Source organism: Mesorhizobium sp. P2_B11, from assembly GCF_056404855.1.
Genome location: NZ_JBFUDF010000003.1, coordinates 223,105 through 249,508, shown reverse-complemented (window position 1 = coordinate 249,508; position 26,404 = coordinate 223,105). Strand labels below are relative to the sequence as shown.

29 protein-coding genes are annotated in these 26,404 nt (G+C 63.0%); 7 read left to right on the top strand and 22 right to left on the bottom strand.

Features of this window, described 5'->3' with window-relative positions; translation table 11 throughout:
- Positions 1-5: 5 nt before the first annotated feature.
- Genes AC1DYJ_RS09740 through AC1DYJ_RS09725 form a run of 4 tightly spaced genes read right to left on the bottom strand, consistent with a single transcriptional unit; the run spans position 6 to position 3,353 of the window.
- On the bottom strand, positions 6-1,160 hold the full coding sequence (locus tag AC1DYJ_RS09740) for an ABC transporter permease (protein ID WP_477280422.1): 1,155 nt from the start codon (positions 1,158-1,160) through the stop codon (positions 6-8).
- The gene (locus tag AC1DYJ_RS09735) at positions 1,157-2,035 is read right to left on the bottom strand and encodes an ABC transporter permease (protein ID WP_477280421.1); all 879 of its coding nucleotides are present in this window, start codon (positions 2,033-2,035) and stop codon (positions 1,157-1,159) included. Before AC1DYJ_RS09735 ends, AC1DYJ_RS09740 begins: the two co-directional genes overlap by 4 nt.
- Positions 2,036-2,572, bottom strand: coding sequence for an endonuclease domain-containing protein (locus AC1DYJ_RS09730; RefSeq protein ID WP_477280420.1), 537 nt, complete (start codon positions 2,570-2,572; stop codon positions 2,036-2,038). It lies immediately after the preceding gene.
- Positions 2,562-3,353, bottom strand: a complete 792-nt coding sequence (locus AC1DYJ_RS09725) for an ABC transporter ATP-binding protein (RefSeq protein WP_352583828.1) — start codon at positions 3,351-3,353, stop codon at positions 2,562-2,564. Before AC1DYJ_RS09725 ends, AC1DYJ_RS09730 begins: the two co-directional genes overlap by 11 nt.
- Before the next feature lie 116 nt (positions 3,354-3,469).
- Between AC1DYJ_RS09725 and AC1DYJ_RS09720 the strand changes: the two genes are divergently transcribed.
- Positions 3,470-3,874: a cupin domain-containing protein gene (locus AC1DYJ_RS09720; protein WP_477280419.1), complete on the top strand. Its 405-nt coding sequence runs from the start codon at positions 3,470-3,472 to the stop codon at positions 3,872-3,874.
- A 17-nt stretch (positions 3,875-3,891) separates the two neighbouring features.
- Here AC1DYJ_RS09720 and AC1DYJ_RS09715 read toward each other — a convergent pair whose 3' ends face one another.
- From AC1DYJ_RS09715 to aptA, 5 genes are all read right to left on the bottom strand, one after another.
- Entirely contained in the window at positions 3,892-4,275 is a 384-nt protein-coding gene (locus AC1DYJ_RS09715; RefSeq protein WP_477280418.1) for a hypothetical protein, read from the bottom strand.
- 16 nt (positions 4,276-4,291) lie between these two features.
- A complete protein-coding gene (locus tag AC1DYJ_RS09710; RefSeq protein WP_477280417.1) occupies positions 4,292-4,663 on the bottom strand; it encodes a hypothetical protein in 372 nt (123 codons plus the stop codon).
- A gap of 1 nt (position 4,664) precedes the next feature.
- Complete coding sequence (hydA, locus tag AC1DYJ_RS09705; protein WP_477280416.1) at positions 4,665-6,116, bottom strand: dihydropyrimidinase; 1,452 nt, start codon at positions 6,114-6,116, stop codon at positions 4,665-4,667.
- Between the two features lie 64 nt (positions 6,117-6,180).
- Positions 6,181-7,431, bottom strand: a complete 1,251-nt coding sequence (locus AC1DYJ_RS09700; protein WP_477280415.1) for a Zn-dependent hydrolase — start codon at positions 7,429-7,431, stop codon at positions 6,181-6,183.
- 68 nt (positions 7,432-7,499) lie between these two features.
- The gene (aptA, locus tag AC1DYJ_RS09695) at positions 7,500-8,828 is read right to left on the bottom strand and encodes an omega-aminotransferase AptA (protein ID WP_477280414.1); all 1,329 of its coding nucleotides are present in this window, start codon (positions 8,826-8,828) and stop codon (positions 7,500-7,502) included.
- A 241-nt stretch (positions 8,829-9,069) separates the two neighbouring features.
- Between aptA and AC1DYJ_RS09690 the strand changes: the two genes are divergently transcribed.
- Positions 9,070-9,711 (top strand): TetR family transcriptional regulator C-terminal domain-containing protein, encoded by a 642-nt coding sequence (locus AC1DYJ_RS09690; protein ID WP_454585241.1) that lies wholly within the window; start codon positions 9,070-9,072, stop codon positions 9,709-9,711.
- Positions 9,712-9,720: 9 nt separating this feature from the next.
- Here AC1DYJ_RS09690 and AC1DYJ_RS09685 read toward each other — a convergent pair whose 3' ends face one another.
- A complete protein-coding gene (locus AC1DYJ_RS09685; protein ID WP_477280413.1) occupies positions 9,721-10,593 on the bottom strand; it encodes a helix-turn-helix transcriptional regulator in 873 nt (290 codons plus the stop codon).
- A 104-nt stretch (positions 10,594-10,697) separates the two neighbouring features.
- Between AC1DYJ_RS09685 and AC1DYJ_RS09680 the strand changes: the two genes are divergently transcribed.
- Both AC1DYJ_RS09680 and AC1DYJ_RS09675 read left to right on the top strand, forming a co-directional pair.
- Positions 10,698-11,537 carry an SDR family oxidoreductase gene (locus AC1DYJ_RS09680; protein ID WP_477280412.1) on the top strand — a complete coding sequence of 280 codons (840 nt, stop codon included), beginning with the start codon at positions 10,698-10,700 and terminating at the stop codon, positions 11,535-11,537.
- Positions 11,534-12,256 carry an SDR family oxidoreductase gene (locus AC1DYJ_RS09675; protein WP_477280411.1) on the top strand — a complete coding sequence of 241 codons (723 nt, stop codon included), beginning with the start codon at positions 11,534-11,536 and terminating at the stop codon, positions 12,254-12,256. The genes AC1DYJ_RS09680 and AC1DYJ_RS09675 overlap by 4 nt, the downstream gene beginning before the upstream one ends.
- Before the next feature lie 6 nt (positions 12,257-12,262).
- Here the strand turns inward: AC1DYJ_RS09675 and AC1DYJ_RS09670 are convergent, their stop codons facing one another.
- From AC1DYJ_RS09670 to AC1DYJ_RS09635, 8 genes are all read right to left on the bottom strand, one after another.
- A complete protein-coding gene (locus AC1DYJ_RS09670; protein ID WP_477280410.1) occupies positions 12,263-12,757 on the bottom strand; it encodes a DUF3592 domain-containing protein in 495 nt (164 codons plus the stop codon).
- Between the two features lie 80 nt (positions 12,758-12,837).
- Positions 12,838-13,215 (bottom strand): DoxX family protein, encoded by a 378-nt coding sequence (locus AC1DYJ_RS09665; RefSeq protein WP_477280409.1) that lies wholly within the window; start codon positions 13,213-13,215, stop codon positions 12,838-12,840.
- A gap of 68 nt (positions 13,216-13,283) precedes the next feature.
- On the bottom strand, positions 13,284-13,742 hold the full coding sequence (locus AC1DYJ_RS09660; RefSeq protein ID WP_477280408.1) for a carboxymuconolactone decarboxylase family protein: 459 nt from the start codon (positions 13,740-13,742) through the stop codon (positions 13,284-13,286).
- Positions 13,743-13,766: 24 nt separating this feature from the next.
- The gene (locus AC1DYJ_RS09655; protein WP_477280407.1) at positions 13,767-14,285 is read right to left on the bottom strand and encodes an RrF2 family transcriptional regulator; all 519 of its coding nucleotides are present in this window, start codon (positions 14,283-14,285) and stop codon (positions 13,767-13,769) included.
- 109 nt (positions 14,286-14,394) lie between these two features.
- Complete coding sequence (gene preA, locus AC1DYJ_RS09650; RefSeq protein ID WP_477280406.1) at positions 14,395-15,708, bottom strand: NAD-dependent dihydropyrimidine dehydrogenase subunit PreA; 1,314 nt, start codon at positions 15,706-15,708, stop codon at positions 14,395-14,397.
- A gap of 56 nt (positions 15,709-15,764) precedes the next feature.
- Positions 15,765-16,118, bottom strand: a complete 354-nt coding sequence (locus tag AC1DYJ_RS09645; protein ID WP_477280405.1) for a hypothetical protein — start codon at positions 16,116-16,118, stop codon at positions 15,765-15,767.
- 110 nt (positions 16,119-16,228) lie between these two features.
- Positions 16,229-17,071, bottom strand: a complete 843-nt coding sequence (locus AC1DYJ_RS09640) for a class I SAM-dependent methyltransferase (RefSeq protein WP_477280404.1) — start codon at positions 17,069-17,071, stop codon at positions 16,229-16,231.
- A 5-nt stretch (positions 17,072-17,076) separates the two neighbouring features.
- Positions 17,077-18,432, bottom strand: a complete 1,356-nt coding sequence (locus AC1DYJ_RS09635; RefSeq protein WP_477280403.1) for an NAD(P)-dependent oxidoreductase — start codon at positions 18,430-18,432, stop codon at positions 17,077-17,079.
- Between the two features lie 254 nt (positions 18,433-18,686).
- Between AC1DYJ_RS09635 and AC1DYJ_RS09630 the strand changes: the two genes are divergently transcribed.
- On the top strand, positions 18,687-19,097 hold the full coding sequence (locus tag AC1DYJ_RS09630; RefSeq protein ID WP_477280402.1) for a hypothetical protein: 411 nt from the start codon (positions 18,687-18,689) through the stop codon (positions 19,095-19,097).
- Positions 19,098-19,146: 49 nt separating this feature from the next.
- On the opposite strand, the gene AC1DYJ_RS09625 is transcribed toward AC1DYJ_RS09630, so the two are convergent.
- Positions 19,147-19,851, bottom strand: a complete 705-nt coding sequence (locus AC1DYJ_RS09625) for a gamma-glutamylcyclotransferase (RefSeq protein WP_477280401.1) — start codon at positions 19,849-19,851, stop codon at positions 19,147-19,149.
- 197 nt (positions 19,852-20,048) lie between these two features.
- On the opposite strand from AC1DYJ_RS09625, the gene AC1DYJ_RS09620 reads away from it, so the two are divergent.
- Entirely contained in the window at positions 20,049-20,825 is a 777-nt protein-coding gene (locus AC1DYJ_RS09620) for a VOC family protein (RefSeq protein WP_477280400.1), read from the top strand.
- Positions 20,826-20,889: 64 nt separating this feature from the next.
- On the opposite strand, the gene AC1DYJ_RS09615 is transcribed toward AC1DYJ_RS09620, so the two are convergent.
- A complete protein-coding gene (locus tag AC1DYJ_RS09615) occupies positions 20,890-21,378 on the bottom strand; it encodes a hypothetical protein (RefSeq protein WP_477280399.1) in 489 nt (162 codons plus the stop codon).
- A gap of 210 nt (positions 21,379-21,588) precedes the next feature.
- On the opposite strand from AC1DYJ_RS09615, the gene AC1DYJ_RS09610 reads away from it, so the two are divergent.
- Positions 21,589-21,984 (top strand): DoxX family protein, encoded by a 396-nt coding sequence (locus AC1DYJ_RS09610; protein ID WP_477280398.1) that lies wholly within the window; start codon positions 21,589-21,591, stop codon positions 21,982-21,984.
- 30 nt (positions 21,985-22,014) lie between these two features.
- On the opposite strand, the gene AC1DYJ_RS09605 is transcribed toward AC1DYJ_RS09610, so the two are convergent.
- Together AC1DYJ_RS09605 and AC1DYJ_RS09600 are read right to left on the bottom strand one after the other, a co-directional pair.
- Complete coding sequence (locus AC1DYJ_RS09605; RefSeq protein WP_477280397.1) at positions 22,015-24,441, bottom strand: GcvT family protein; 2,427 nt, start codon at positions 24,439-24,441, stop codon at positions 22,015-22,017.
- Positions 24,442-24,676: 235 nt separating this feature from the next.
- The gene (locus AC1DYJ_RS09600; protein WP_477280396.1) at positions 24,677-26,215 is read right to left on the bottom strand and encodes a trimethylamine methyltransferase family protein; all 1,539 of its coding nucleotides are present in this window, start codon (positions 26,213-26,215) and stop codon (positions 24,677-24,679) included.
- Positions 26,216-26,404 lie beyond the last annotated feature (189 nt).

Here is a 26,404-nt window from a genome sequence, read left to right as displayed (position 1 = left end):
CCGCCCTATCCACCACGGACAGAGGGATGCCAAAACGTGACAGCTCTCTCGATAAGAGCGACCACGCCATAAAAGACCGAACCCGCAAGGGCTGCAACTGCGATTTCGGCCCAGACCATGTCGATGTTCATCCGCCCGACCTCGGTCGAGATGCGGAAGCCCATGCCGACGACGGGCGTGCCGAAGAATTCGGCGACGATGGCGCCGATCAGCGCCAGGGTCGAGTTGATCTTCAGCGCGTTGAAAATGAAGGGCGCCGCAGCCGGCAGCCGGAGCTTCAAGAGTGTCGGCCAGTAGCCCGAGGCATAGGTGCGCATCAGGTCGCGCTCCATATGGCCGGAGGCGGCAAGCCCAGCGACCGTGTTCACCAGCATCGGGAAGAAGGTCATGATGATGACCACCGCCGCCTTCGACGGCCAGTCGAAACCGAACCACATCACCATGATCGGTGCGACGCCGATGATCGGCAGCGCCGAGACCATATTGCCGATCGGCAGCAGGCCACGGCGCAGGAACGGCACCCGGTCGGCCGCGATGGCCACCAGGAAGCCGGCGCCGCTGCCGACGACATAGCCGAAGATCACCGCCTTGAAGATGGTCTGCCGGACATCTGCGCCGAGCACCGGCAAGGAACTCGCGATGCGCGCGCCGATGGCGCTCGGCGGCGGCAAAAGGATGAAGGGAATGCCGGCGCCACGCGTCACCGCTTCCCAGATGATCAGGATCCAGGCGCCGAAGATCGCCGGGATGATCAGCCGCAGCGCCATCCGCTCCCCTTTTGCTGTCGGGCGAAGCCCTGACAGCACGGCTACACAGCGCCAGGCAAGCAACCAGGCAGCGGCGAGCAGCAGGAAGTACGGCGCCAATGCCATGCCCTCGAAACCGGTAATGCCCGAGATCAGCATCCAGGCGACAAGGTGGGCGCCGATGAACAGCACCACAGCCTCGGCTAGCGACGAAATCCTGAGCATCGAGATCAACCCTGCCAGAACAGCCAGGCCGATCATCGGGGTCCTTATTCCGAAATAGGGGTAGTCGAAGCTGGCGGCCGGATTTGCCAGGGCCGCCGCTTCCGGCGTCGACATCGCGCCGAGCGCCAGAGCGACGAGGCACAGCACGATGGCCAGCACCGCTTGCCAGGAGGGTTTCAGCCAGTTCATGCCGGCCTCCCGCCCATGGCGCGGTCGACCAAGCGCCCGGCGATGCCGACCACCATGACCAGAAGGGCCGCCACCACCGAGCCGGCAACCAGCGCCGACCAGATGTCGATGGACTGGCTGTAATATGCGCCGGCGAGCAGCTTGGCGCCGATGCCGGCAACCGCACCCGTCGGCAGTTCGCCGACAATGGCGCCGACCAGGCTTGCCGCCACCGCGACCTTCATCGAGGCGAACAGGAACGGCACGGAGGCCGGCACGCGCAATTTCCAGAAGGTCTGCGAGGCGCTTGCGTTGTAGGTGTGCATCAGGTCGAGATGCATGAGTTCGGGCGAGCGCAGGCCTTTCACCATGCCGACCGTCACCGGGAAGAACGACAGGTAGGTCGAGATCATCGCCTTCGGGATCAGGCCGCTGATGCCGATCGCTCCCAGCACGACGATGATCATCGGCGCCACCGCCAGGATCGGAATGGTCTGCGAGGCGATGATCCACGGCATCAGGCTGCGGTCGAGCGTTGCCACATGGACGATGCCGACGGCAATGATGATACCGAGCGCGGTGCCGAAGGCAAAGCCGAGCAGCGTCGACGACAGCGTCACCCAGGCATTGTAGACGAGACTGCGGGTCGAGGTGATCGGCCGCAGAAAGGTGTTCTCGAAGAAATTCACCGCCACCTGATGCGGCGCCGGCAGTGTCGGCTTGGGTTGTGACAGCGTCTTGCCGATGAATTCGACGGTGCCGGGTGTTTCGTTGGCGCGGCGATCGAGGTCGCGCTGGAACGGCGCGTTGAGGATGACGGCGAAAACGTACCAGAGCACGACCAACCCAGCGAGGATCGATGTCACCGGAACGATCTTGTCGCGGAAGCTGTCCATCTAGCGGGCCTCGCCGGTATAGCGCCCTCCTCTCCCCAACGGGGAGAGGGTGGCCGGAGCGAAGCGGAGGTCGGGTGAGGGGGTAGAAATCTTTCCGTCGAGGCAAGCCAAGATCGTATCCAGGACCGCTCGACGCTCGGCCAATACCTCGTGGTTCCAGAAGCGGAGAACGGAATAACCCTGGCCGTTCAACCAAGCTGTCCTTGCAGGATCGGTCAGCGAATCCGCGTGTTGGCTGCCATCGAGTTCGACTATCAGGCCCTGCTCGCGGCAGACGAAATCGGCAATGAAAGGTCCGAGCGGCACTTGCCGCACAAATTTGTAGCCGTTCAGGTGACGTCCTCTCAGTTCCCCCCAAAGCCGATACTCAGCTTCGGTCTCGTCAAACCGCAGCTTTCGGGCACGAGCAGTTGCCCCGACATTTCTCTTGGTCGGGTCCGTCGGCGCTGCCCCCTCACCCGACTTCCGCTTCGCTCCGGCCACCCTCTCCCCGTTGGGGAGAGGAGGGAACCCGTCCTCCACCGCCTCAATCTTCATAGCTGTGCCCCGCGTGCAGACCATCGCGGACGCGCGCGGCGATAGCCAGGAATTCCGGCGTCTCGCGAATGTGGAGCGGCCGCTCTCTGGGCAGCGTCGATTCGATGACATCGGTGACGCGGCCCGGGCGTGGCGACATGACGACGATGCGCGTCGAAAGATACACGGCCTCAGGAATGGAGTGGGTGACGAAGCAGATGGTCTTGTTGGTGCGTCCCCACAATTCCAGCAATTGCTTGTTGAGGTGATCGCGCACGATCTCGTCCAGCGCGCCGAACGGCTCGTCCATCAGCAGAAGGTCGGCGTCGAAGGCGAGCGCGCGGGCAATCGAGGCGCGCTGCTGCATACCGCCAGAAAGCTGCCAGGGATATTTCTTCTCGAAACCTGAAAGGTTGACGAGGTCGAGCGTGCGGTTGATCCGCTCCCTTTGTTCTGCCTTTGACAGGCCCATGATCTCCAGCGGCAGCCCGACATTGCGTTCAATGGTGCGCCACGGAAACAGCGCGGCCGCCTGGAAAACATAGCCATAGGCGCGTTTCTCGCGCGCCTGTTCGGCCGTCATGCCGTTGATGGAGATGGTGCCCGAAGTCGGCTTCTCCAGATCGGCGATGACGCGCAGCAAGGTGGTCTTGCCGCAACCGGACGGGCCGATGAAGGAGACGAACTCGCCCTTGCCGATGGTCAGATCGACATTGGAGAGCGCCTGGACCGGACCGTCATTGGTCTGGAAGGTGAGGTCAAGTTTGCTTGCCGAAACGACGGCTGGCGAGGTTCCCGTCATTGGCTGTGACCTGCCTTTCGCAGCCGCTGCCGCGCAGGATGAAATGCCGTTGCATTTGCGTTGATGTTGTTTTCCACTCGTCCAATCCCCATCAATCGACGCCCGGAGCCTTGCCGATGTCGCCCAAACCCACCTGCCACCTTATCCGTCCTGAAAGCACTTATGAAGGCAAGCAGGGACTGACCTATTTTGCCGGCATCGCCGCCGAAACCGTCGGCTCGTCCGGCATCTGCATGCATCTGCTCACCTTGCCGCCCGGCGCCCGCGCCAAGGCGCATCTGCATGAAAGCCATGAGACGGCGATCTATGTTCTCTCCGGCGAAGTCCACACCTGGTATGGCGACCGGCTCGAGAACCACATCGTCGTCAAGGCCGGCGACCTCTTCTACATCCCTGCCGGCGTGCCGCATCTGCCGGCCAATTTGAGCAGCGCCCCCTCTTCGGCGGTCATTGCCCGCACCGATCCCAACGAACAGGAAAGCGTCGTCCTGCTGCCGGAACTGGATGCGCTGGTCGCCTGACGCTGACGGGATCGCCATCATTTGCACCGCGCAACCTCGCCCATGACGTTGCCGTCTTCGTCGGTGATCGTCAGCTTTTTGGCGTTCTTGGCGCTGCGCTTGATGGTGAACTTGGTCGGCTCCGAGCTCTCTTCGCCTTCCGCCTCGCATGTTGCCGTCACCACCAGTGACCCATCGGCCTGCGCCTGCTTGTCCGTGAACGTGCAGGCGCTGGCGGCGGTGACCAATGCTTCGTCGGTCAAAAGCAGCATCTTATTGGCAGCGACTTCCTGGCCGTTGCGGTTGATGCAGCCATATTTGTCGCCATAGGGTTTCGACAGATCGATGCCGGCCGCGAAAGCCTGGCCAGCAGCCAGAACGGCAAGCATCGCTACAGAGAGACCAAAACCACGCACACTCATTCCCCCAAATCCAACGTCACGAACACGGTTGCAGCGGCCCCATTTCTTCAAGGCCGGGAATGGTCACGAAGAAACCGCCCTCGCCCTTGTTGGTGACCACAACGGTTTCAGCCGTCGTCCCCGCTTCACCCTCGGCCGAACAGGTTGCCTCAAGCGATTGCATACCCGGAGCCGAGGTCAATTGCTGCGCAAACCGGCAGCCGCTGCCATAGGTCTCGATACCTTCGGCAGTCAGCAGGATATAGTCGTCGCCGTCCTGATAGCCGGCCTTTGCGACGACGCAGCCGGCATCGTTGCCCCAGGAGCCAACCAGCACGCTGGCCGCTTCTGCCGGACCGGCGATGCCGGTCGCCACGACCAGTGAGATGAGCGCCGCGGCGTTCCGCAACCTAAACCCCGGTCGCCGGAATGCCGGTGCGTTCCACCTTGCGTGGCGCGGTAATGTCCTTCCAGGTCGACAGCGCCCGGTTGACCGCCGCGTTCGGCTCGCGGGCGACGAACTCGCCATGGCCGGGCTTGGCCTTGATCTCGGCTTCCTCGATCGACAGTTCACCGCGCGAGAAGACGAAGCGCGGCAACCCGGTCACCTCGAAGCCCTCGAAGACATTGTAGTCGATCACCGACTGCTGCTTCTTCGACGTGATCTTCTTCTTGCGCTTCGGATCCCACACCACGATATCGGCGTCCGCGCCTTCGACGATGGCGCCCTTCTTCGGATACATGTTGAGGATCTTGGCGATGTTGGTCGAGGTCACCGCGACGAACTCGTTCATCGTCAGCCGCCCGGTGTTGACACCGGTCGTCCACAGCACCGGCATGCGGTCTTCGAGCCCGCCGGTGCCGTTCGGGATTTTTGTGAAATCACCGACGCCGTTGCGCTTCTGCTTGGTGGTGAAGGCGCAGTGGTCGGTCGCCACCACTTGCAGTGATCCCGCCTGCAGCCCTGCCCACAGCGAATCCTGGTGCAGCTTGTTGCGGAAGGGCGGGCTCATCACACGGCGCGCCGCATGGTCCCAATCCTTGTCGAAATACTCGCTCTCGTCCAGCGTCAGGTGCTGGATCAGCGGCTCGCCGAACACGCGCATGCCCTTCTGCCGCGCCCGGCGGATCGCCTCGTGCGCCTGCTCGCAGGAGACATGCACGATATAGAGCGGCACACCGGCCATGTCGGCGATCATGATGGCACGGTTGGCGGCCTCGCCCTCCACCTCCGGCGGCCGCGAGTAGGCATGTGCCTCCGGCCCGTTATTGCCGGCGGCAAGCAACTTCTGCGACAGGGCGGCAACAACATCGCCATTCTCGGCATGCACCAGCGGCAGCGCGCCGAGATCGGCGCAGCGCTGGAACGACGCGTACATCTCGTCGTCGTCGACCATCAGCGCGCCCTTGTAGGCCATGAAATGCTTGAACGAGGTGATGCCCTTGTCGACGACGGTCGCCATCTCGTCGAATACCTGCTTGCCCCACCAGGTGATCGCCATGTGAAAGGAATAGTCACAAGACGCCTTCGAGGTCTTGTTGTCCCACATCTGCAAGGCTTCGAGCAGCGATTGCTGCGGCGCCGGCAGGCAGAAATCGACCACCATGGTCGTGCCGCCGGACAAGGCTGCACGGGTGCCGGACTCGAAATCGTCGGCTGAATAGGTGCCCATGAACGGCATTTCGAGATGGGTGTGCGGATCGATGCCGCCCGGCATGATGTAGCAACCGCTGGCGTCGAACTCATGGTCGCCATGCAGGTTCGAGCCGATGGCGACGATCTTGCCGTGCTGCATCAGCACATCGGCCTTCCAGGTGCGGTCGGCGGTGACGACGGTGCCGTTTCGGATGACTTTGGTCATTGTCGTGTTCCCCTTGTTCTCTTCGCGCTTCTTTGTGAGCGTCGTTTGAATTCAGATTTTTAGTTCACGCCACGATCCCCGCCGTCTCCACCACCGCATGGAACAGCACGTCGGCGCCGGCGCCGGCCCATTCCTTGGTGATTTCCTCAGCCTCGTTGTGTGACAACCCGTCAACGCAGGGGCACATCACCATGGCGGTCGGCGCAACACGGTTGATCCAGCAGGCGTCGTGGCCGGCGCCCGAGACGATGTTGCGGTGGGTATAGCCGAGCCGATCGGCGGCATCGCGGATCGCCTTGACGCAACCGGCATCGAAGGTCACCGGGTCGAACGCGCCGACCTGTTCGATCTTGTACTGGATGTCGAGCGCATCGCAGATCGTGTCGATGCCTTCGCGGATGCGGCCGTCCATCGCGTCCAGCACTTCCTTTTCCGGCGAGCGGATGTCGATGGTGAAGACGGTGCGCCCGGCAATGATGTTGCGCGAGTTCGGAAACACTTCCATGTGGCCGACCGCACCGACGGCGTCCGGCTGATAGTCCATGGCGATTTCGTGCACCAGTTCGATGACGCGGGCCATGCCGAGCCCGGCATTGCGGCGCTTGGGCATCGGGGTCGAGCCGGTATGCGCCTCCTTGCCGGTCAGCGTCACCTGCAGCCATTTCAGCCCCTGGCCGTGGGTGACGACGCCTATGTCGATGCCTTCATCTTCCAGAATAGGCCCCTGCTCGATATGCAGTTCGAAGAAGGCGTGGATCTTTCTGTCGCCGACTTTCTCGGTGCCTTTCCAGCCGATACGCTCCAGCTCCTCGCCGAATTTTTTTCCCTGCTTATCGGTGTGCTGATACACATCCGCCTGCTCCAGAACGCCGGCGAACACGCCGGAGGCCATCATTGCCGGCGCAAAGCGTGAGCCTTCCTCATTGGTCCAGTTGGTGACAACGATCGGGTGCCTGGTGGTGATACCGAGATCGTTGAGCGAGCGGATGATCTCCAGCCCGCCGAGCACGCCAAGCACGCCGTCATATTTGCCGCCGGTCGGCTGTGTGTCGAGATGGCTGCCGACATAGACCGGCGGCAGGCTGGGATCAGCGCCTTCCCTGCGGGCAAACATGGTGCCCATCTCGTCGAGGCCCATTTCGAGCCCGGCCGCCTCGCACCAGCGCTTGAACAGGTGCCGTCCCTCTCCGTCCTCGTCGGTCACGGTCTGGCGATTGTTGCCGCCGGCAATGCCGGGGCCGATCTTCGCCATCTCCATGATGGAATCCCACAAACGGTCTGAATTGATTCGCAGATTCTCGCCTGGGGCGGCCATTCAAAGTCCTCTCATTTCATGTCACCAACGGGCGGCGGTTCCCGCCACCGCCCGATTGGCTAGATAGATTAGTCTATCGCCCGCAGCACTTCACGCACATGGTCGATCAATTCGTTGATCTGGCCCTTGGTGATGATCAGCGGCGGCGACAGCGCGATGATGTCGCCGGTGGTGCGGATCAGCGCGCCGCGCTCGAATGCCTTGACGAAGGCCGAGAAGGCCCGCTTGGTCGGCTGGCCGGCGATCGGCGCCAGTTCGATCGCGCCGATCAGGCCGATATTCCTGATGTCGATGACATGCGGCTCGCCCTTCAGCGAATGCAGCGCGTCTTCCCAGTACGGCGCCAGCTCCTCGCCACGGGTGAGCAGACCCTCTTCCTTGTAGGTGTCGAGCGTGCCTAGGGCAGCTGCGCAGGCGATCGGATTGCCCGAATAGGTGTAGCCGTGGAAGAACTCGATCATGTGCTCGGGGCCGGTCATGAAGGCGTCGTGGATTTCCTTCTTCACGAACACCGCGCCCATCGGGATGACGCCGTTGGAAACGCCCTTGGCGGTGGTCATGATGTCGGGCGTGACGCCGAAATAGTCGGCGGCGAACGGCGCGCCGAGACGGCCGAACCCGGTGATGACCTCGTCGAAGATCAACAGGATGCCGTGCTTGGTGCAGATTTCGCGCAGCTTCTGCAGATAGCCCTTCGGCGGCAGGATGACGCCGGTGGAGCCGGCGACCGGCTCGACGATGACGGCGGCGATGGTCGAGGCGTCATGCAAGGTGACGATGCGCTCCAGCTCATTGGCAAGCTCCGCACCATATTCCGGCACGCCCTTGGAGAAGGCGTTCTTCTCCGGCAGATGCGTATGCGGCATATGGTCGACGCCGCCGAGAAGCGTGCCGAACATCTTGCGGTTGGAGACGATGCCGCCGACCGAGATGCCGCCGAAATTGACGCCGTGATAGCCGCGCTCGCGACCGATCAGACGGGTGCGTGCGCCCTCACCCTTCACGCGGTGATAGGCGATCGCCATCTTCAGCGCCGTGTCGACCGATTCCGAACCGGAATTGGTGAAGAAGACATGGTCCATGCCCTTGGGCGCGATGTCGACCAGGCGGTTGGCCAGTTCGAACACGATGGGGTGGCCCATCTGGAAGGCCGGCGCATAGTCGAGTTCGGCCGCCTGATGCTGGATCGCCTCGGTGATCTTGGGACGGCAATGGCCGGCATTGACGCACCACAGGCCGGCGGTGCCGTCGAGCACCTTGCGGCCATCGCTGGTGGTGTAGTGCATGTCCTTGGCGGACACGAACATGCGTGGCGCCTGTTTGAATTGCCGGTTTGCCGTGAACGGCATCCAGAATGCGCTGAGATCGTTCGGCGTGACTTTCAGCCGGTTGGACATGACCAAGACTTCCCCTTGTAACCTGTTTCGGTGCGCTAACGCTTGGTCGTTCCAACACTTGGTCTTTGCGACGTTTTCATGCTACGCAAATTTTGACCGATTGGACAAACGTTAGCACCGCCCTGTCGGCGGTCAAGGGATTACTAGCGGAAATGCGGCCTTCGAAGTGCGCTCCACGGCTCAGGGAAAAACTGGTCCAGAGAATTGGTCCAGATGACCCGCGCGACCAAGGCTTGGCCTTATGACCGACGCCATCGAAGGCTCCGCCCCTCGCCGCACCCGTATCCAGCAGGAAAAGCGCGAACTGATCCTGGAAGCGGCGCTCGAAGTCTTCTCCACCAACGGCTTTCGCGGTTCGACCATCGACCAGATCGCCGAAGCCGCGGGAATGTCGAAGCCGAACCTGCTCTACTATTTCCGCCGCAAGGAAGACATCCACGAGACGCTGATGGAGCGGCTGCTGGCGACCTGGCTGGCGCCGCTCAGGGAACTCGATGATATCGGCGATCCGCTGACCGAGCTGCGGAGCTACATCAGGCGCAAGCTTGAAATGGCGCGCGATTTTCCCAGGGAAAGCCGGCTGTTCGCCAACGAGATCCTGCAAGGCGCGCCGCGCATCATGCCGCTTTTGGAAGGTGAGCTGAAAACGCTGGTGGACGAAAAGGCCAACGTCATCAAGGGCTGGATGCGCGCCGGCAAGATTGCCCGCACCGATCCCTGGCACCTGATCTTTTCGATCTGGGCAACGACCCAGCACTATGCCGATTTCGACGTCCAGGTCCGCGCCGTGCTCGGCCCCGACCGCGGCGGCGACGGCCGCTTTGAGGATGCGGCGCGGTTTCTGGAACAGCTGTTTATTGATGGGCTGAAGCCGAAAGGCTGACTTTGGGCGTCAGGCGCTGCGCAACTCCTGTGGCTGAGCCTTCAGCAGGTCTTCCAGCTTTGCAACCGAGTTCTGCTCGGCCAACGGCGTGTAGACGATCAGCTTCATGTCCGAGCCGTCATCGATCGACAGGCTCATATGCTCGAACGCCATGGCGCCGGCGATCGGATGGCGCAGATACTTCTTGCCGGAGAGGCGATGCACCACGTCGCGCTGTGGCCACCATTCCCGGAACTCCGGGCTCGAGCGCATCATCAGCGCGATCAGCCGCTCGAAATCGGGATCGCCGGTGTATTTCGCGCTCTCGGCGCGAAACGCGGCAAGAGTTGCGCGCGCCAGCTGTTCCCAGTCGACCAGCAAATGGCGCCGGTGCGGATCGGTGAACACGCCATGGAGGATGTTGCGGGCGTCGCCTTCCAGCAGCCCGTAATCGCCGAAAATGGCTACCGCTCCAGCATTCCAGGCCAGCACATCCCAGCGCGGCCCGACAATATAGGCCGGCTGTAGGACCAAGCTCTGCAGCATGTGCAGCAGGGGACCTTCGACCTTGACGGGGGTGATGCGCCGCCGCTCGGGCTGCTGGCGGCCGGCCAGCGTGAACAAATGCCGCTTCTCGGCGGCATCGAGGCGCAGCGCCTCGCAGAGCGCCGTCAGCACCTCAACGGATGGCCGCACGTCCCTGCCCTGTTCCAGCCAGGTGTACCAGGTCGTGCCGACGCCGGCGATCATCGCCACCTCTTCGCGGCGCAGACCGGGCGTGCGCCGCCTGGCGCCGGCCGCGATGCCGGTGGCCGACGGCGAAAGCCGTTCGCGGCGCGAACGCAGGAAGGCGCCGAGCTCGCGCCGGCGGCTGTCTTCGGGTGATGGTGCGGAAGCATCCATGAGGGCTCAGTATAGCAGTATCGATACCAGGATAAAGTTTGAACTGTTTGCGCCGCGCAAAGCGCCCCATCTTGACGTCCAGAGCGAATATGGAGGCTCCCGACATGGACGTGAAAGACAAGACAATCCTCATCACCGGCTCGACCGACGGCGTCGGCCGCGTCGTCGCGCAAAGGCTGGGTGCGGCCGGCGCGCGCGTGCTGGTGCATGGCCGCGACGCCGCGCGCGGCAAGGCGACCGCGGCCGAAATCGAAGCCGCCGGCGGCAAAGCCGATTTTCTCGCCGCCGACCTCGCTTCGCTGGCCGAGGTCCGCCGCCTCGCTGAGGCCGTGCGCGCAAAAACCGATCGGCTCGACATCCTCATCAACAATGCCGGCATCGGCACCGCCGGCGCCAAGCGCCAGCTCAGCGCCGACGGCTACGAGCTGCGCTTTGCCGTCAACTATCTCGCCGGTTTCGTGCTGACGTCGGAGCTGCTGCCGCTGCTCAAGGCCAGCACGCCAGCGCGTATCGTCAATGTCGCCTCGGCCGGCCAGCAGGCGATCGATTTCAGCGATGTCATGCTGACCCGTTCCTATGACGGCGTGCGCGCCTACTGCCAGAGCAAGCTGGCGCAGATCCTGTTCACAATCGACCTGGCTGCAGAGCTGAAAGGCAGCGGCGTCACCGTCAACGCCCTGCATCCGGCGAGCTACATGAACACCACCATGGTCCGCCAGGCCGGCGTGACGCCATGGAGTTCGGTCGAGACCGGCGCCGACGCCATCCTCAACCTCGCGACATCGCCTGATCTCGAGGGCCGCAGCGGCCTCTATTTCGACGGCCAAAAGGAATCCCGCGCCGATGCGCAGGCCTATGACACCAAGGCGCGGCAGCAATTGCGAACCCTGAGCCTCGACCTCGTCGGCCAGGCCTCCGCAAAATCGAAGGAACAACATTCATGACCAGCAGGATCGAACACACAGTCATCATCGGCGGCTCGTCCGGTATCGGCCTGGCGACAGCGCAAAAACTGCTTGGCCCGGACATGAAGGTGACCATCACCGGACGAAACCAGGACAAGCTGAACAGCGCCTGGAAGAGCCTTGGCGGCGCGGCCGGCAAGGCTGCCTTCGATGCTTCGAAGCCAGACGAAGTAGGCCAGTTCTTCGATGACCTCGGACCCTTCGATCACCTAGTTCTGGCCGCCAGCGGCGGCAAGGGGCTTGGCCCGTTCGCGAGCCTTGACCTCACCGACATCGCCGGTGGCGTCGACGAGAAAGTCCGGCCGCAGCTGTCCTGCCTGCAGGCGGCGTTGCCGACGCTCAACAAATCGGGATCGGTGACCTTCATTTCGGCGGTATCGGCACAGCTGACCGCGCCCGGCGTTGCCGGCATCGCCGCCGTCAACGGGATGCTGCTGACGGTGGTGCCGATCCTCGCCGTCGAACTGAAGCCGCTGCGAGTCAATGTCGTCGCGCCCGGCGTCATCGATACGCCGTGGTGGGACTTTTTGCCGGACGACCAGCGGCAGGCGGTCTTTGCCGACTATGCCGGCAAGACCCCTGTCGGACGGATCGGCCACGCCGAAGACGTCGCCGGCGCGATCGCCTTCCTCGTCTCCAACGGTTTCATGACCGGCCAGATCCTGACCTGCGATGGCGGTTTGCGCTACGCGGCGTGAGCTGCGTCAGTCGGAAATCAGACCGGGCCAGAATGCCAGCGTCATCAGCGCTGCCACGATCGTCCACCAGAGGGTCATATAGGCCGCTTTCGCGAGCGACCTGCCTACTTCGCGGGCCCGCTTGGGCCGAAGTGGGTCGTACTTCACTTCGACTGACGCACCGACCGACTTGGTCGTTTTGTTGACCGGCAAACTTGACGTGAACCGCCAAGTCTTGCCGCGCCGGTCGGCGAATTCGATGATCGGCGTATCAGGGCCCTCATCCGACTTTTCGAGACTGACGACTTTACCCGTGGCAACGACACCGCGTCGCTTGAGCAGCAGGTCGCCATAGGTTTGTATGCCGACGAGCGTCAGGACGAAGACGCCACACAGGAAGCACCATATCTGTGCATCCCCTAGGTGCAGACCAAGGGCCTCCGCGACTGCACGGAGCGGAAACAGTGCCTGGTGGAAGACTTGTGAAACACTTGCCCAGAACCCGTTCCAGCTCTGCTCCATGAGCGCTCCGACCGTTGATACGCGACAACAGCAAAAGGGCGATTAGTTCGCGGATGACAATAGCCGCGAAATCCGCTGCCTCAAAGCGATTGCGCGATCAGCGTCAGAAAGCCACCGGCCAGCGCGACATTGCCGACGACGCCATTGATGCGGGATGCCCGGTCCGGACCCTGATGGTCCCAGAAATTGTGGAACATCGGCGTGGCAACGATGAGGAACAGCACCAACACCGCGCTGGCGATCGCGGTCCACAGACCTGCCATCACCAGAGCACCGGCAATGGTCTGCAGGACGATGCCGGCCCATAGCGCCAGCTTGGCCTGCGGCACGCCGCGCGCGGTCATCAGCCCGGTCAGGAAGGCCTCGTTCTGGACATTGCGCAGGCCGGCGACGACGAAGGCGCCGCCGAGCAAAAGGCGGCCGACAAACAACAGGCAAGAAGGCAAATCGACAGGCATGAAACTCTCCCCTTAAAAACAGTTGGAGCGCCGCCCTCTCGACGGCGCTCCATAGATAAACCGGACGGTCAGGCTGCCTTGGCGGCCGGCATCGGATGAATGGCGTGGAACGGGATGCAGAGCCGGTTCCAGGTGTTGATCATGCCGATCGCGACCGACAGCTTGACCAATTCCTCTTCCGAGAAATGCGCGAGCGTGCTGGCATAGAGTTCGTCCGACACGCCATCGTTGGCGATCAGGGTCGTCGCCTCGGTCCAAGCAAACGCCGCGCGCTCGCGTTCGGAAAACAGCGGCGATTCCTTCCAGGCCGAAACCAGATAAAGCCGTGTCTCGGTCTCGCCGTCGCGCCGCGCCTCGCGGCTGTGCATCTCGACGCAGTAGGAGCAGCCATTGATCTGCGATGCCCTGAGCTTGATCAGGTGCAGCAGGCCCACTTCAAGCCCGCATTCGTCGACCGCCTTGTTGAGCGCCGACACCGCCTTCATGATTTCCGGCGCCTTGGCGAAGAATTGCAGTCTCTGTTTCATCGTCTTTCCTTTCTGTCTGGCGGGTTAAATCTGTTTGGTCGAAGCGGGCTTCTGTGGCCGCTGATGGCGCGCCACAAAGGCACAGCTGGCGGCGATCGATCTCGGATCGCCTTCTGCCTGGTAAGTCGCCACGATGTCGGACAACCTGATATCCGCGAGAGCTGCGCGATAGGCGCGCTCCGCCTTCAGCATCGCAGCATTGATGCCGCAGAGTTTGACATAGGCGGACGCATCGAGCTTGACCGGCCCGTTGCGGCGGATCTCGCCGCAACGAAACGCCGGCTCCCGCCCTTCGATCGCCAGCACGATGTCGAGCAGCGTGATGCGCTCGGCCGGCCGCGCCAGCCGGTAGCCGCCCGCCGGCCCCGGCACCGATTCCAGGATGCGCTCCGCCGTCAGCATGTTGAGATGCTTCAAGAGATAGCTCGGCGACAGGCCGAAGGATTCTGCCAAGGCAGCGCCCGGCATGGTGCTGTTGCCCTCCACACTGGCGAGCGTCGCCGCGCAATGAATGGCCGCTTCAACGCCCTCGCCCAGCTTCATGGTGCTGTTCTCCTATTCATGGATATCTTTTATCGTGGATAAATTTTATCTGCAATAGGAAAATGAAAAACGGCGCCCGAAGGCGCCGCTTTTTTCCGTAGGTCCGTTCCTACTCCGCGGCCACCTTGGCCATCGGGTTGTTGGGATGCGTCGTCCAGTTGGCGTAGACCGGCGAGACCGGCTTGCCGGTGCGTTGGTCCATGACGCCCGCGGCCAGCGGCTCCATGGTGATGCAGTTCTCGACCGGGCAGACATTGACGCACAGATTGCAGCCGACGCATTCGGCTTCGATCACCTCAAAATGCCTCTTGCCGTCGACCATGCTGGTGATCGCCTGATGCGAAGTGTCCTCGCAAGCGATGTGGCAGCGGCCGCATTTGATGCAGGCGTCCTGGTCGATATGCGCCTTGGCGATGTAATTGAGGTTGAGATACTGCCAGTCGGTGACGTTGGGCGTGGCGCGGCCGATGATATCATCGAGCGAGGCGTGGCCCTTCTCGTCCATCCAGTTTTCGAGACCGGCGATCATCTCCTGCACGATCTTGAAGCCGTAGGTCATCGCCGCCGTGCACACCTGCACATTGCCGGCGCCGAGCGCCATGAATTCGGCCGCGTCGCGCCAGGTGGTGATGCCGCCAATGCCGGAGATCGGCAGGCCGTGCGTTTCGGGATCGCGCGCGATCTCGGCCACCATGTTCATGGCGATCGGCTTCACCGCCGGGCCGCAATAGCCGCCATGCGAACCCTTGCCGTCGATGGTCGGCTGCGGCGCGAAGCTATCGAGATCGACGCCCGTGATCGAGTTGATGGTGTTGATCAGCGACACCGCGTCGGTGCCGCCGGCAAGGGCAGCACGCGCGGGCTTGCGCACATCGGTGATGTTGGGCGTCAGCTTGGTGATGACAGGCATGCGGGTGTTGGCCTTGCACCAGCGCACCACCATTTCGATGTATTCCGGCACCTGGCCGACAGCCGCGCCCATGCCGCGCTCCGACATGCCGTGCGGGCAGCCGAAATTGAGCTCGATGCCGTCGGCTTCGGTCTCCTCGACGACCGGCAGGATCGCCTTCCAGCTTTCCTCGACGCACGGCACCATCAGCGAGACGACGATGGCGCGGTCAGGCCAGTCCTTCTTGACCTGCTTGATCTCGCGCAGATTGACCTGCAAATCGCGGTCGGTGATCAGCTCGATATTGTTGAGGCCGAGCAGGCGCCGGTCCGCACCCCAGATCGCGCCGTAGCGCGGGCCGTTGACGTTGACCACCGGCGGGCCTTCTTCGCCAAGCGTCTTCCAGACCACGCCGCCCCAGCCCGCCTTGAAGGCGCGGATGACGTTGTAGGCCTTGTCGGTCGGCGGCGCCGAGGCCAGCCAGAACGGATTGGGCGATTTGATGCCGACGAAATTGTTTCTGATGTCTGCCATGGATCTTTCTCCTCTGGCCGCGGCGGGCTTACCCAGCGTTGCCTATCGTACCCCGATCATTCCTCACATCGAAGAAAAACCGTCGACGGTTCGCCTTCGACCGTTACCGTGATCTTGTCCGGATCGCCTTTGCGCGCGTCCAGTCCGACCATTTTCTCGTCCATGCGCACCGTCTCCTCGCCGTTGAGATAGACGTTCGCGCATGAGATCTTCGTTGCAACCTGATCGCCGGCTGGCGGCCCGGATGTCCATTGGCACATTGTGTGCTCGTTGAAACCGACGCCGGTCGCTTCGACATACATCCGCTCCTCGCCCTTCTCATCACACCACTCCGCGTAGAGCCAATAGTCCGCAGAAGCCGCAGGCATTGCCGCGGTGCCGATAACGGCAGCGAGGATCGGCGCGATCATCGCAATGCCCGGTTGATCAAGCGGGTCGTCGGCGCCGAAGCCAGCCAGAACGGATTGGGCGATTTGATGCCGACGAATCTGTTGCGGATGTCTGCCATGACAGGTCCCTTTCAGCCGAGACGAAGAAGCAGTTCGACGGGTGCGAGAATGCCGCCTTCAAGCGCGGCGGTGAGATTGGCGATCTTGGTGCGGGCGTTCTCGCCCATGATAAGATTGACGCCGGGCGGCGGTTTTTTGCCTTCCGCCTGCGCCGCAGCCATGCGCGCCCGTATCGTGGCGAAGAATTCGATGGCGAAGGCGCCGCGCGGCCGCTCGGCGGCTACAGAGAACCCTGCAGCCGCGGCAGCCGAGCGATAGTCGTCGGGCGTGGCGACGAAGGACATGCTTTCATCCGATGCCCATGGCAGCGGATAGGTCAGAGCGCCGGACTTCAGCCGCATCACATCGTAGACGGCAAAGACGCCGCCCGGCTTGAGCACGCGCGCCGCCTCGCTCATCAGCTTTTTCTTGTCGGGAAGATTCATGCCGACATGCAGGATCATGGCCGTATCAAAGCTTCTGTCGCCGAACGGCATGTCCAGCGCGCTGCCCTGCACGAACCGGACTTTGTCGGCCATTCCCACCCGCTTCGACAGGCTGGTCGCGATGTCGACATAGCTTTGCGTCAGATCGATGCCGGTGACATCCGCGCCGGCATTGTTGGCGGCAAAGCGGGCTGGGCCACCCACGCCGGAGCCAATGTCGAGCAGCCTGGCTCCCGGCTTCAAACCTATCTGGCCGATGAGTTCCCTGGTGGCGGCGATACCGCCAATGTGGAATTCGTCGACCGCTTCGAGATCGCCGGCGCGCAGATGGGCAATGTCCACACCGGTATCGGCGAGCACCGCAAGAATGTGCTGCTCAAGACCCGATACGTCGTAGTGACGGGCGATGCCCGATTCCACCGAGGCCATGATCTCTATCCCTGCGTCAGACTCCTGTTGATGCTCTCAGCCGCATCGCGCCCTTGCGCCACGGCCGAGACGGTCAGGTCGTCGCCGCCAAAGATGCAGTCGCCGCCGGCCCAGACATTGGCGAGCGACGTGCGCCCTTCGGCATCGACCTTGATGCGGCCGGCTTCGAGTTCGATCGCAGCACCGCTGCCGTTGAGGGCGGCCGGCACAAAACTCTGGCCGATCGCCTTGAACACCTGGTCGGCGACGAGCGTCAGCCGCTCGCCGGTGCCGGCAAGCTTGTCGCCGTTCATGGCAGTGTATTCGAGCTCGATGCCCGACACTTTGCCACCTTCGGCAATGACGCGCTTCGGCTGCAGCCAGTGGCGGATGGTAACGCCGTTGGCGGCGGCCAGATCCTGCTCGAATTCGGAAGCGTTCATGTGCTCCTGGCCGCGCCGGTAGCAGATCGTCACCTCCTCGGCGCCGAGCAGCTTCGACTGCACGGCGGCGTCGATTGCCGTCATGCCGCCGCCGATGACGACGACGCGCCGGCCGACCGGCAGGCTTGCGAGATCGCTGGCCTGGCGCAGTTCGGCGATGAACTCGACCGCATTGGTGACGCCGTCGGCATCCTCGCCATCGGCGCGCAGCGCATTGACGCCGCCAAGCCCCATGCCGAGGAAGACGGCATCGTAGTTCCGGGTCAGGTCCGACAGCTGGTAGTCGCGGCCGAGCGCCTTGCCGTTCTGGATGTCGATGCCGCCGATCGCCGTGACATAGTCGACCTCGGCCTGGGCGAAATTGTCGATGCTCTTGTAGGCGGCGATGCCGTACTCGTTGAGGCCGCCGGCCTTCGGGCGAGCTTCCAGAATGGTGACGTCATGGCCATGGCGGGCGAGTCGGTGCGCGGCGGCAAGACCCGCAGGACCGGCGCCGACCACGGCGACAGACTTGCCGGTCGATTCCGCACGCGGATAAAACTGTTTTTGCTCGGCCATGGCGACGTCGGTCGCGTAGCGCTGCAGGCGGCCGATCTGCACCGGCTTGCCTTCCGCCACCTCGCGCACGCAGACCTCTTCGCACAGCGTTTCGGTCGGGCAGACGCGGGCGCACATGCCACCCAGAATGTTCTGGTCGAAAATCGTCTTGGCGGAGCCGATCGGGTTGCCGGTCGAGATCTGGCGGATGAACAGCGGAATGTCGATCGAGGTCGGGCACGCATTCATGCACGGCGCGTCGTAGCAGAAATAACAGCGGTCGGATTCGACCAGCGCCTCATGATGATCGAGCGGTGGATGCAGGTCGGAAAAATTCTCGGCATACTGGTCGGCGGCAAGCCGTCCGCCGGCGATACCGTCCTTGAACTGGCCTTCTGGCATCGTCAGTTCCCCATGTTTTCGTTTTGGGGAAGGCTAGCACGTTTTATTTTTTTATCAATTGGTCAATTTTCGCCGCAAGCCGCTGAAAAGGCTCGATAATAACATGATTTTTTTACTCATGTTATGGTCAATCCGTTGCGCCTCAAAGAAGACCCGCTCGACATAGCCCCAAGTCGCGACAAGCTGGTCGAAGCCCGCGCGGGATGATAGGCGCTTGAGCACAACCCGCGGCTTTCACTCGAATGGAGATGGCGATGACCGACGATCAGGAGACGGTGCAGCGCTGGGAGCCTGTGGAGGATTTACCTCAGGCTGCCTGTCAGGTTTGGCGTCTGCGATCCGACAATTCCTTTGAACTGACCGTTGAAGGCGACTTTTTCGTGGGCCCCTCCAACAGAACCCTCAAGATAGACTTTCAAGGAGTACTAGCCCTCGCAGCTCATGATGACATGCTGGGGCTGACTAAAATCCGCGCTGGCACCTCGATCCCATTGATTGGATCTGGCAGCCAGGCTTCCTACAGGTGGCCCATCCTCCAAGTGGAGAACTCGCACTGGTTGCGATCGATACTCGGCCCCGCAAACGACTGCTCGCATTTTATGTTGCTCAGTCTCGAATGCACAGTTGAGGTGATTGCTCAGGAAGCCACAGCTGCTTGGATCTGACCACTCGCTGAGCACTACGCGTTGGTGATGACACCGGTTAAGGCGCCGTCTAGGAGCAGGCCGCGGAGGCACTGCCATGGATCGACCGGATCTCGTCGGCGACCAGTTGCTGCAGCCGCCACAGATTGCGGTCGCGTATGCCGAATTCCTCGAGGTGGCTGACGGTGTTGTAGAGATATTCCGCACCCGAGCCGACATGGCCGCACGCCCGGGCCAGCACCCGCGCCACCCGGTCCAGCGGCTGCCCAAGCGACGTTCCCCTGCCCGTCACCCCGACCCAGAAGCCGAGCGCCCGCACTACCCCTTGCGCCGTGCGCACCGGAACCCACCGGACCGAGCTGACACTCTCGTGGTCGTCGATCTCGCGCCGCAACAGTCTTTCGATCTGCTCTGCCTTGTCGCCGTCAGGCAGACGGTAGATGACGCCGTCGCATCGCCCGCCGCGTTCGAGCGCCATCATCAGCCCCGGCTGTGCCGCGGTCCCGCGCCAGCGCACCATGTCGAGACAGAACGAACGATGCCAGCCGAACGCGGTGGCGCGCAGCTGCTCGACGGACTCGAAGGCCGGCTTCCAGATCAGCGAGCCATAGGCGAACACCCATAATGGCCCTGCATCCGCTTCGTCAGCCAGCTGTGCGGCAAGCGTGCGGAAGTCCTCGTCGGTTAGCTGAGTCCAGCTGCCGTCGGGGCCGGGATCGACCTCCTGCCGATGGCACAGTGACACAAGCTCAGGCGTGAGCGACATAAGGCGCATGAAACGACTACCCCTCGTTCTCCCAAGGAAAGTCGAAAACGGCCACGCGTGCAAGCCGCAGAGCGCAACGAAGTGCGGAACGATGTGTCAACGCAGCCGTTGAATTTTCCCAGGCTCGCTGTCGGATTCGTGTCGCTGAAATCGTCCTTTGATGGATCGGACAACGATCGATGCATGAAGGTGAGGAGACCGAAAAAATGCCGAAAACCCCAATGCCGTTCTTCTGGTACGAGCTGATGACCAACGACCTCGACGCGGCGGAAGCGTTCTACACCACCGTCGTCGGCTGGAAGGCCGAGCCCTTCGACAAGGCGCCCGGCATGCCACGCTACATCGTGGTGAACTCCGCCGAGCGTGGCGTCGGCGGGCTGATGACCTTGCCCGAGGACGCCGCCAAGATGGGCATGAAGCCGGCCTGGCTCGGCTATATCCACACCAAAGATACGGATGCCTCGACCAGGGCGCTGAAGGCTGCCGGCGGAGCGGTGCACCGCGAACCCGACGACATTCCCGGCGTTGGCCGCTTTTCCGTCGTCGCCGACCCGCAGGGCGCCACCTTCATGTTCCTGCAGCCCAATGGGCCCGACCAGCCCGTCCTTCCCGCCACCACGCCCGGCCATGTCGGCTGGCACGAGCTCTATGCAGCCGACCGGCAGGCGGCCTTCGATTTCTATTCAAGCCAGTTCGGCTGGACCGATGCCGGTAGCATGGACATTGGCGAGATGGGCATCTACCAGACCTTCGGGGCCGGCCCTGAATCCGGCGGCGGCATCATGAACAAGCCGCAGCAGCTGCCGGTGCCGGTGTGGCTGTTCTATTTCAATGTCGATGCCATCGACGCCGCCGCCAAACGCGTCACCGACAATGGCGGCAAGATCGTCATGGGTCCGATGCCGGTGCCGACCGGCCAATGGATCGCCCAGTTCACCGATCCGCAAGGCGCCTATTTCGCATTGATCGCTCCGGGACGCTGATCCGGCCAGAGGCGCAACTCGTAACCGCCCTCATCGCACCGCCGGCGCGATGAGGAAGCGCGCATCATTCCGGCGCCAGCACCGCGACCTTGATGCTCTCGTCCTTGGCGCCACTGAGCTGGATGGTGGCTGCACCCGGCGTCAGCTTGAAGCGCACACTCTTGCGAATGCCGGGACAGGTCTTCACACCGCTGAACGCTGCCGACTTCGTGGCATGGCCGTCTTGGATCACGTCGATCCAGGCTTCGCCTGACAGGCTGATCTGGAGCTCGCCTTCCGGTGGGACAGTCACGGTCGCCATCGCGCCAAACGTTCCGGCTGCCGGCGCACGTTCCGGCGGCACGGTGAAGCTGACCGCGTCGACCGGCTCGAGCGCCAGATCCGCGGCCTCGCCAGCCGCGAGCGTAGCGCCGGACTGTGCGGTCGGCGCTGCCGGAAACAGCGCCTGCTCGCGCGCCACCGGCCATTTGAAGGCATCACAACCGCCGTCTGCGGCCATGGCGAAGCTGGTGCCTGCAAGGATTGCGAACAGGGTGAGGACGACTTTTTTCATGACCGGGAGAACCCATTTGGTTTGGAGTGTCTACGCGCAGATATACAACCATAGCGATACAAATGCAACCATAACGAGAACAAAAATCGAAGTTCAGACTGGAAACAATTTCAATCACCGATTGTTGATGGCAGGCCACGGGAAGTGAATGGTCCGATGCCGGGTGATAATTTATGGCCGAACCGAAGGGGTAGAAAAATGGAGTTTTAGATGAAGCTTTTTGACGGTCTCGCCAGATTTCAGCCGCAGGCCCTCGGCATCCTGCGCATCATGACGGCCCTGCAGTTCATCGAGCATGGCTCGCAGAAACTGTTCAATTTCCCGGTGAGCAGCGGTGAGCCGCACGCCTTGACCGGCCTGACGCTGACGGCGGGCATTCTCGAATTCGCCGGCGGTATCTTGCTGGCGCTCGGTCTGCTCACGCGCCCCGTCGCCTTCCTGCTGGCCGGCGAGATGGCCATCGCCTATTTCATGGCGCACTACCCGCGCGACTTCTTTCCGATCAACAACAATGGCGACGCCGCCATCTCCTTCTGCTTCATCTTCCTCTATCTGGTGTTTGCCGGCGCCGGCGCTTTCGCGCTCGACAACCGCCGCAACGGCTGACCCGCTTAAGGCGAGACAGGGGGTGAGCCATCACCCCCGCATCCGTTCGAAATTGGCGTCGAACAGCGGCGCCGCCTGCATGCGCGCGGCATGGCGTTTGCCCAACAGTTCGATCTCGAAGCCGTCGCTCTCGTCGGCGATCTCCTTCGGCACATAGCCGAGGGCGACGGATTTTTTCGGATGATGCGCGTAGCCCCCTGACGTCACCCAGCCGCGCACCGCGCCGCCGAACCAGATCGGCTCGTCGCCGATGACATCGGCATCGACAGCGTCGAGGATGAAGGTGCGCAGCCTGAGCTTGCCGCCCTGCTTGCGCTCGGCGAGAGCGCCGGCCTTGCCGATGAAATCGGCATCCTTGCCATAGGCGACGAAACGGTCGAGCCCGGCTTCCAGCGGCCCATAGATCGGCCGGTACTCACGCGCCCACGAGCCGTAATTCTTCTCCAGCCGCAGCGCATTGAGCGCACGCGAGCCGAACAGGCCGATGCCGAACTCCGCGCCCGCCGCCATCAGCGCCTGGAAGGCAGCGCGCTGATATTCCGGCGCCACCCAGATCTCGTAGCCGAGATCGCCGGTGTAGCTGACGCGACCGACCAGGCACGGCGCCATGCCGATGTCTATCTTGGCGACTGCCATGAACGGAAACGCAGCATTGGCGACATCGGCGCGGGTGACCTTTTCCAACACCTCCCGCGCCTTCGGTCCGGCGATCGCCATGCCGGTGAGTTTTTGCCCGAGCGCCTCGATGCGCACCGAACCGTCTTCCGGCAAATGCGCCTCGAACCAGCGCATATGATACTGCTCGGCAATGCCGGACCCGGCGATGAACCATTCGCCACCACCTATGTTGGCCAGCGTAAAGTCGCCGATCAGTTTGCCGTCCTCCTTCAGCATCGGCGCCAGCGTCATGCGGCCGGGCTTCGGCAGCTTGCAGGCGAAGATGCGATCGAGCCAGGTGGCAGCCCCCTCGCCCGTCACCTTGTATTTGGCGAAGTTCGAAATCTCCGCCAGGCCGACGCCTTCACGAACCGTCGCGACTTCCTTCGCGACATGGGTGAAGTCGCTGGACCGGCGCCACGAAAACTCGTCCTTGACGCCCTCCGGCGCATACCAGAGCGGCACTTCCAGCCCGTAGGAAACGCCCCATTGCGCGCCCTTGGCCGCCAACAAATCGTAGATCGGCGTCGTCTTCAGCTGCCGCCCGGCAGGCAGTTCCTCATTGGGAAAGCGGATCGAGAAGCGGCGCGAATAGTTCTCGCGCACCTTGGCGTTGGTGTAGGCCATCGTCGCCCAGTCGCCATAGCGGGCGACATCCATGGCCCAGATGTCGGCGCCGGGATCGCCCTCGATCATCCAGTTGGACAGCGCCAGACCAACGCCGCCGCCTTGCGAAAAGCCCGCCATGACGCCGCAGGCGACCCAGAAGCCCGGCAGGCCACGCACCGGCCCGACCAGCGGGTTGCCGTCCGGCGCGAAGGTGAAAGGCCCGTTGATGATCTGCTTGATGCCGGTCCTCTCGAAGGCCGGGAAATGCCGGAACCCTACCTCCAGTGACGGCGCGATGCGGTCAATGTCCGGCTCCAGCAATTCATGGCCGAAGTTCCACGGTGTGGAGAATTCGGACCACACTTTGTTGGCCTTCTCATAGGTGCCCATCAGCATGCCGCCGCGCTCCTGGCGCAGGTACAGCTCGCCGTCGAAATCGACCGCATGGATGATTTCGGTGCCGGTCTTGGCGTTCCACGCAGCGACCTCCGGCATGTCCTCGGTGATCAGGTACATGTGCTCCATGGCCAGCACCGGCAATTCCAGCCCGACCATGCGGCCGACCTCGCGCGCCCACAGGCCACCGGCATTGACGACATGCTCGGCCACGACCTCGCCCTTGTTGGTGATGACGCGCCACAGCCCGTCGGGCCTGCGCACAATGTCCTCGACCTTGGTGAAGCGCTCGACCTCGGCGCCCAGCTTGCGCGCGGCCTTGGCATAGGCATGCGTCACCCCTGACGGATCGAGATGGCCGTCTTCCTTGTTGCGGACGGCGCCGACAAATTGCTTGGGGTCGAGGAGCGGCATGAGTTCGGCCGCCTCGTTGGCCGAGATTTCTTCAAGGTCGATGCCGAGATAGCGCCCCTTGGCGACGACGCCGCGCAGCCAGTCGAGCCGCGCTTCGGTCGCCGCCAGGAGCACGCCACCGGTCAGATGCACGCCGGTCGCCTGCCCCGACAGCTCCTCGATCTCCTTGTAAAGCGAGATCGTGTATTTCTGCAGCTTGGCGACGTTGGGGTCGCCATTGATCGTGTGCATGCCGCCGGCCGCATGCCAGGTCGAGCCGGAGGTCAGCTCGTCGCGCTCCAGCAGCACGACATCGGTCCAGCCATGGCGCGCCAGATGGAACAGCACCGAACAGCCCACGACGCCACCGCCAATAACCACCACCTTTGCATGCGATTTCATGGATTTTTCTCTGATATCAGGGAGTTGGAAGCATAAAGTGAATCAGAGAGGCAGCGCGAGGCACCCCCCTCTGGCCTGCCGGCCATCTCCCCCTCAAGGGGGGAGATCAGCAGCGTCCGCACCGCCGCTTTCTTTTCATCGTTAGTGATTAGCGAAGGAAGACGTAGCAGCCAATCTCCCCCCTTGAGGGGGAGATGTCCGGCAGGACAGAGGGGGGTGGACGCGCGCAGACCTATCACGGCTCACCCGACCCGATCGCTTCCTTGCGCTTGGCCACATACGCCTCCAGAGCCTCGCGCACGGCGGGATCCATCGCCGGCTCGGCATAGTCTTCCAGCGCCTTCTTCCACAGCCGCGTCGCGCGCGCCGTCGTGTCGAGACCGCCGGCCTCCTGCCACGCCTCGTAATTCTGCCAGTTGGACAACATTGGCTGGTAGAAGGCGGTGGCATAGCGCTCCAGTGTATGCGGCTCGCCGAAGAAATGGCCACCCGTCGGCACCGCGCCAAGCGCCTCGACCGCCAGCTCCGCCTCGTCGACGACGATCGGACGCAGAAACTCCATCATGTGCTGGATCATCTCGACATCGATGATGAGCTTTTCGAACGACGCCGTCAGCCCGCCCTCCTGCCAGCCGGCGGCGTGGTACACGAGATTGCCGTGGCCGAGCACCGCGCCCCACAGCGCCATCAGCGTCTCATAGGCGCCTTGCGCATCGGCGGCGTTGGAGGCCGAACCCGGCGTCGTGCGGTAGGGCAGATTGTAGCGCCGCGCCAATTGACCCGAGGCGATGTTGGCCTTGGTGTTTTCCGGTGTGCCGAAGGCCGGCGCGCCCGACTTCATGTCTACATTGGAGGTGAAGGCGCCGTACATCACCGGCGCGCCGGGCCGCACCAGCTGCGTCAGCACCACGCCGAACAGCGCCTCGGCGTTCTGCTGCGCCAATGCGCCGGCGAGCGTCACCGGGCTCATCGCGCCCATCAGTGTGAACGGCGTCACCGCCACCGATTGGCCGAACTCGGCCATGGTCATCAGCCCTTCGGCCATCATCTCATCGAAGCGGCGCGGCGAGTTGACCGAGATGATGGTGGCGATGCCGGGGTCGTCGCGCATCTGGTCCAGCGTCAGCCCGCGCGCGATCGCCATCATCTCGATGCCGTCCAGCGCCCGGCCGCGGCCGATCGCCGAGACATGGAACGATTTGTCGGTCAGCGTCAGATTGGTGAAATAGGTGTCCATATGCCTTGAATTGGCCGGCAGCTCCACCGGCGCACAGACCTGGTTGCCGAGCATGTGGATACAATTGAAATGCTGCGCCAGCCGGGTCAGATCGGCATAGTCGCGCAAATTGCCGGCGCGTCGGCCGCGCTCCATGTCATGCACGTTGGGCGGCCCGGCGACGAGGGTGAAATTGATCGTGTTGCCGCCGAGATGGATGGTGTTGGCCGGATTGCGCGGCGTCAGCCGATAGCTGGACTGCGTGGTCTTCAGCGCCTCGGCAACGAGCCCCCTGTCGATGCGGACATTCGCCGTCGCATGATCGACCGTGGCGCCCGCCTTCTCGAACAGTGACAGCGCCCGGGGGCTCATCACCTCGATGCCGAAATTTTCCAGAATGTGCATCGAGGCCTGATGGATCGCCTCGATCTGGTCGGCCGACAGCATTGCCATCGGCGGATAGGGATTGGTCACGCGCCTGAGCGGCAGTTGCGGGATGGCCGACGGCCCCCTGTTGCTGGTGCGCTCGGCGCCGCGCTTGCGTCTTGGTTCATTCATACCGGCATCAGAACGCCGGTATCCGGCTGCGGCTGTCAGAAATCCGCCCTTCGCGGGCGTGATTTTAGCCAAGGCGGCATTTCTGAATTCCGATGAGGACAAAGGCGACGCCAAAAGTCGGAATAATGATACCGGCTCTCACCGGCGAAGCCCGCCCGGCAAGCCGTTAAGAAACGCCGCAAGATTCCC

Coding starts and splice junctions, on each gene's coding strand:
- AC1DYJ_RS09740 (WP_477280422.1), bottom strand. CDS start 1,160: ATGAACTGGCTGAAACCCTCCTGGCAAGCGGTGCTGGCCATCGTGCTG.
- AC1DYJ_RS09735 (WP_477280421.1), bottom strand. CDS start 2,035: ATGGACAGCTTCCGCGACAAGATCGTTCCGGTGACATCGATCCTCGCT.
- AC1DYJ_RS09730 (WP_477280420.1), bottom strand. CDS start 2,572: ATGAAGATTGAGGCGGTGGAGGACGGGTTCCCTCCTCTCCCCAACGGG.
- AC1DYJ_RS09725 (WP_352583828.1), bottom strand. CDS start 3,353: ATGACGGGAACCTCGCCAGCCGTCGTTTCGGCAAGCAAACTTGACCTC.
- AC1DYJ_RS09720 (WP_477280419.1), top strand. CDS start 3,470: ATGTCGCCCAAACCCACCTGCCACCTTATCCGTCCTGAAAGCACTTAT.
- AC1DYJ_RS09715 (WP_477280418.1), bottom strand. CDS start 4,275: ATGAGTGTGCGTGGTTTTGGTCTCTCTGTAGCGATGCTTGCCGTTCTG.
- hydA (WP_477280416.1), bottom strand. CDS start 6,116: ATGACCAAAGTCATCCGAAACGGCACCGTCGTCACCGCCGACCGCACC.
- AC1DYJ_RS09700 (WP_477280415.1), bottom strand. CDS start 7,431: ATGGCCGCCCCAGGCGAGAATCTGCGAATCAATTCAGACCGTTTGTGG.
- aptA (WP_477280414.1), bottom strand. CDS start 8,828: ATGTCCAACCGGCTGAAAGTCACGCCGAACGATCTCAGCGCATTCTGG.
- AC1DYJ_RS09690 (WP_454585241.1), top strand. CDS start 9,070: ATGACCGACGCCATCGAAGGCTCCGCCCCTCGCCGCACCCGTATCCAG.
- AC1DYJ_RS09685 (WP_477280413.1), bottom strand. CDS start 10,593: ATGGATGCTTCCGCACCATCACCCGAAGACAGCCGCCGGCGCGAGCTC.
- AC1DYJ_RS09680 (WP_477280412.1), top strand. CDS start 10,698: ATGGACGTGAAAGACAAGACAATCCTCATCACCGGCTCGACCGACGGC.
- AC1DYJ_RS09675 (WP_477280411.1), top strand. CDS start 11,534: ATGACCAGCAGGATCGAACACACAGTCATCATCGGCGGCTCGTCCGGT.
- AC1DYJ_RS09670 (WP_477280410.1), bottom strand. CDS start 12,757: ATGGAGCAGAGCTGGAACGGGTTCTGGGCAAGTGTTTCACAAGTCTTC.
- AC1DYJ_RS09665 (WP_477280409.1), bottom strand. CDS start 13,215: ATGCCTGTCGATTTGCCTTCTTGCCTGTTGTTTGTCGGCCGCCTTTTG.
- AC1DYJ_RS09660 (WP_477280408.1), bottom strand. CDS start 13,742: ATGAAACAGAGACTGCAATTCTTCGCCAAGGCGCCGGAAATCATGAAG.
- AC1DYJ_RS09655 (WP_477280407.1), bottom strand. CDS start 14,285: ATGAAGCTGGGCGAGGGCGTTGAAGCGGCCATTCATTGCGCGGCGACG.
- preA (WP_477280406.1), bottom strand. CDS start 15,708: ATGGCAGACATCAGAAACAATTTCGTCGGCATCAAATCGCCCAATCCG.
- AC1DYJ_RS09645 (WP_477280405.1), bottom strand. CDS start 16,118: ATGATCGCGCCGATCCTCGCTGCCGTTATCGGCACCGCGGCAATGCCT.
- AC1DYJ_RS09640 (WP_477280404.1), bottom strand. CDS start 17,071: ATGGCCTCGGTGGAATCGGGCATCGCCCGTCACTACGACGTATCGGGT.
- AC1DYJ_RS09635 (WP_477280403.1), bottom strand. CDS start 18,432: ATGCCAGAAGGCCAGTTCAAGGACGGTATCGCCGGCGGACGGCTTGCC.
- AC1DYJ_RS09630 (WP_477280402.1), top strand. CDS start 18,687: ATGACCGACGATCAGGAGACGGTGCAGCGCTGGGAGCCTGTGGAGGAT.
- AC1DYJ_RS09625 (WP_477280401.1), bottom strand. CDS start 19,851: ATGCGCCTTATGTCGCTCACGCCTGAGCTTGTGTCACTGTGCCATCGG.
- AC1DYJ_RS09620 (WP_477280400.1), top strand. CDS start 20,049: ATGCCGAAAACCCCAATGCCGTTCTTCTGGTACGAGCTGATGACCAAC.
- AC1DYJ_RS09615 (WP_477280399.1), bottom strand. CDS start 21,378: ATGAAAAAAGTCGTCCTCACCCTGTTCGCAATCCTTGCAGGCACCAGC.
- AC1DYJ_RS09610 (WP_477280398.1), top strand. CDS start 21,589: ATGAAGCTTTTTGACGGTCTCGCCAGATTTCAGCCGCAGGCCCTCGGC.
- AC1DYJ_RS09605 (WP_477280397.1), bottom strand. CDS start 24,441: ATGAAATCGCATGCAAAGGTGGTGGTTATTGGCGGTGGCGTCGTGGGC.
- AC1DYJ_RS09600 (WP_477280396.1), bottom strand. CDS start 26,215: ATGAATGAACCAAGACGCAAGCGCGGCGCCGAGCGCACCAGCAACAGG.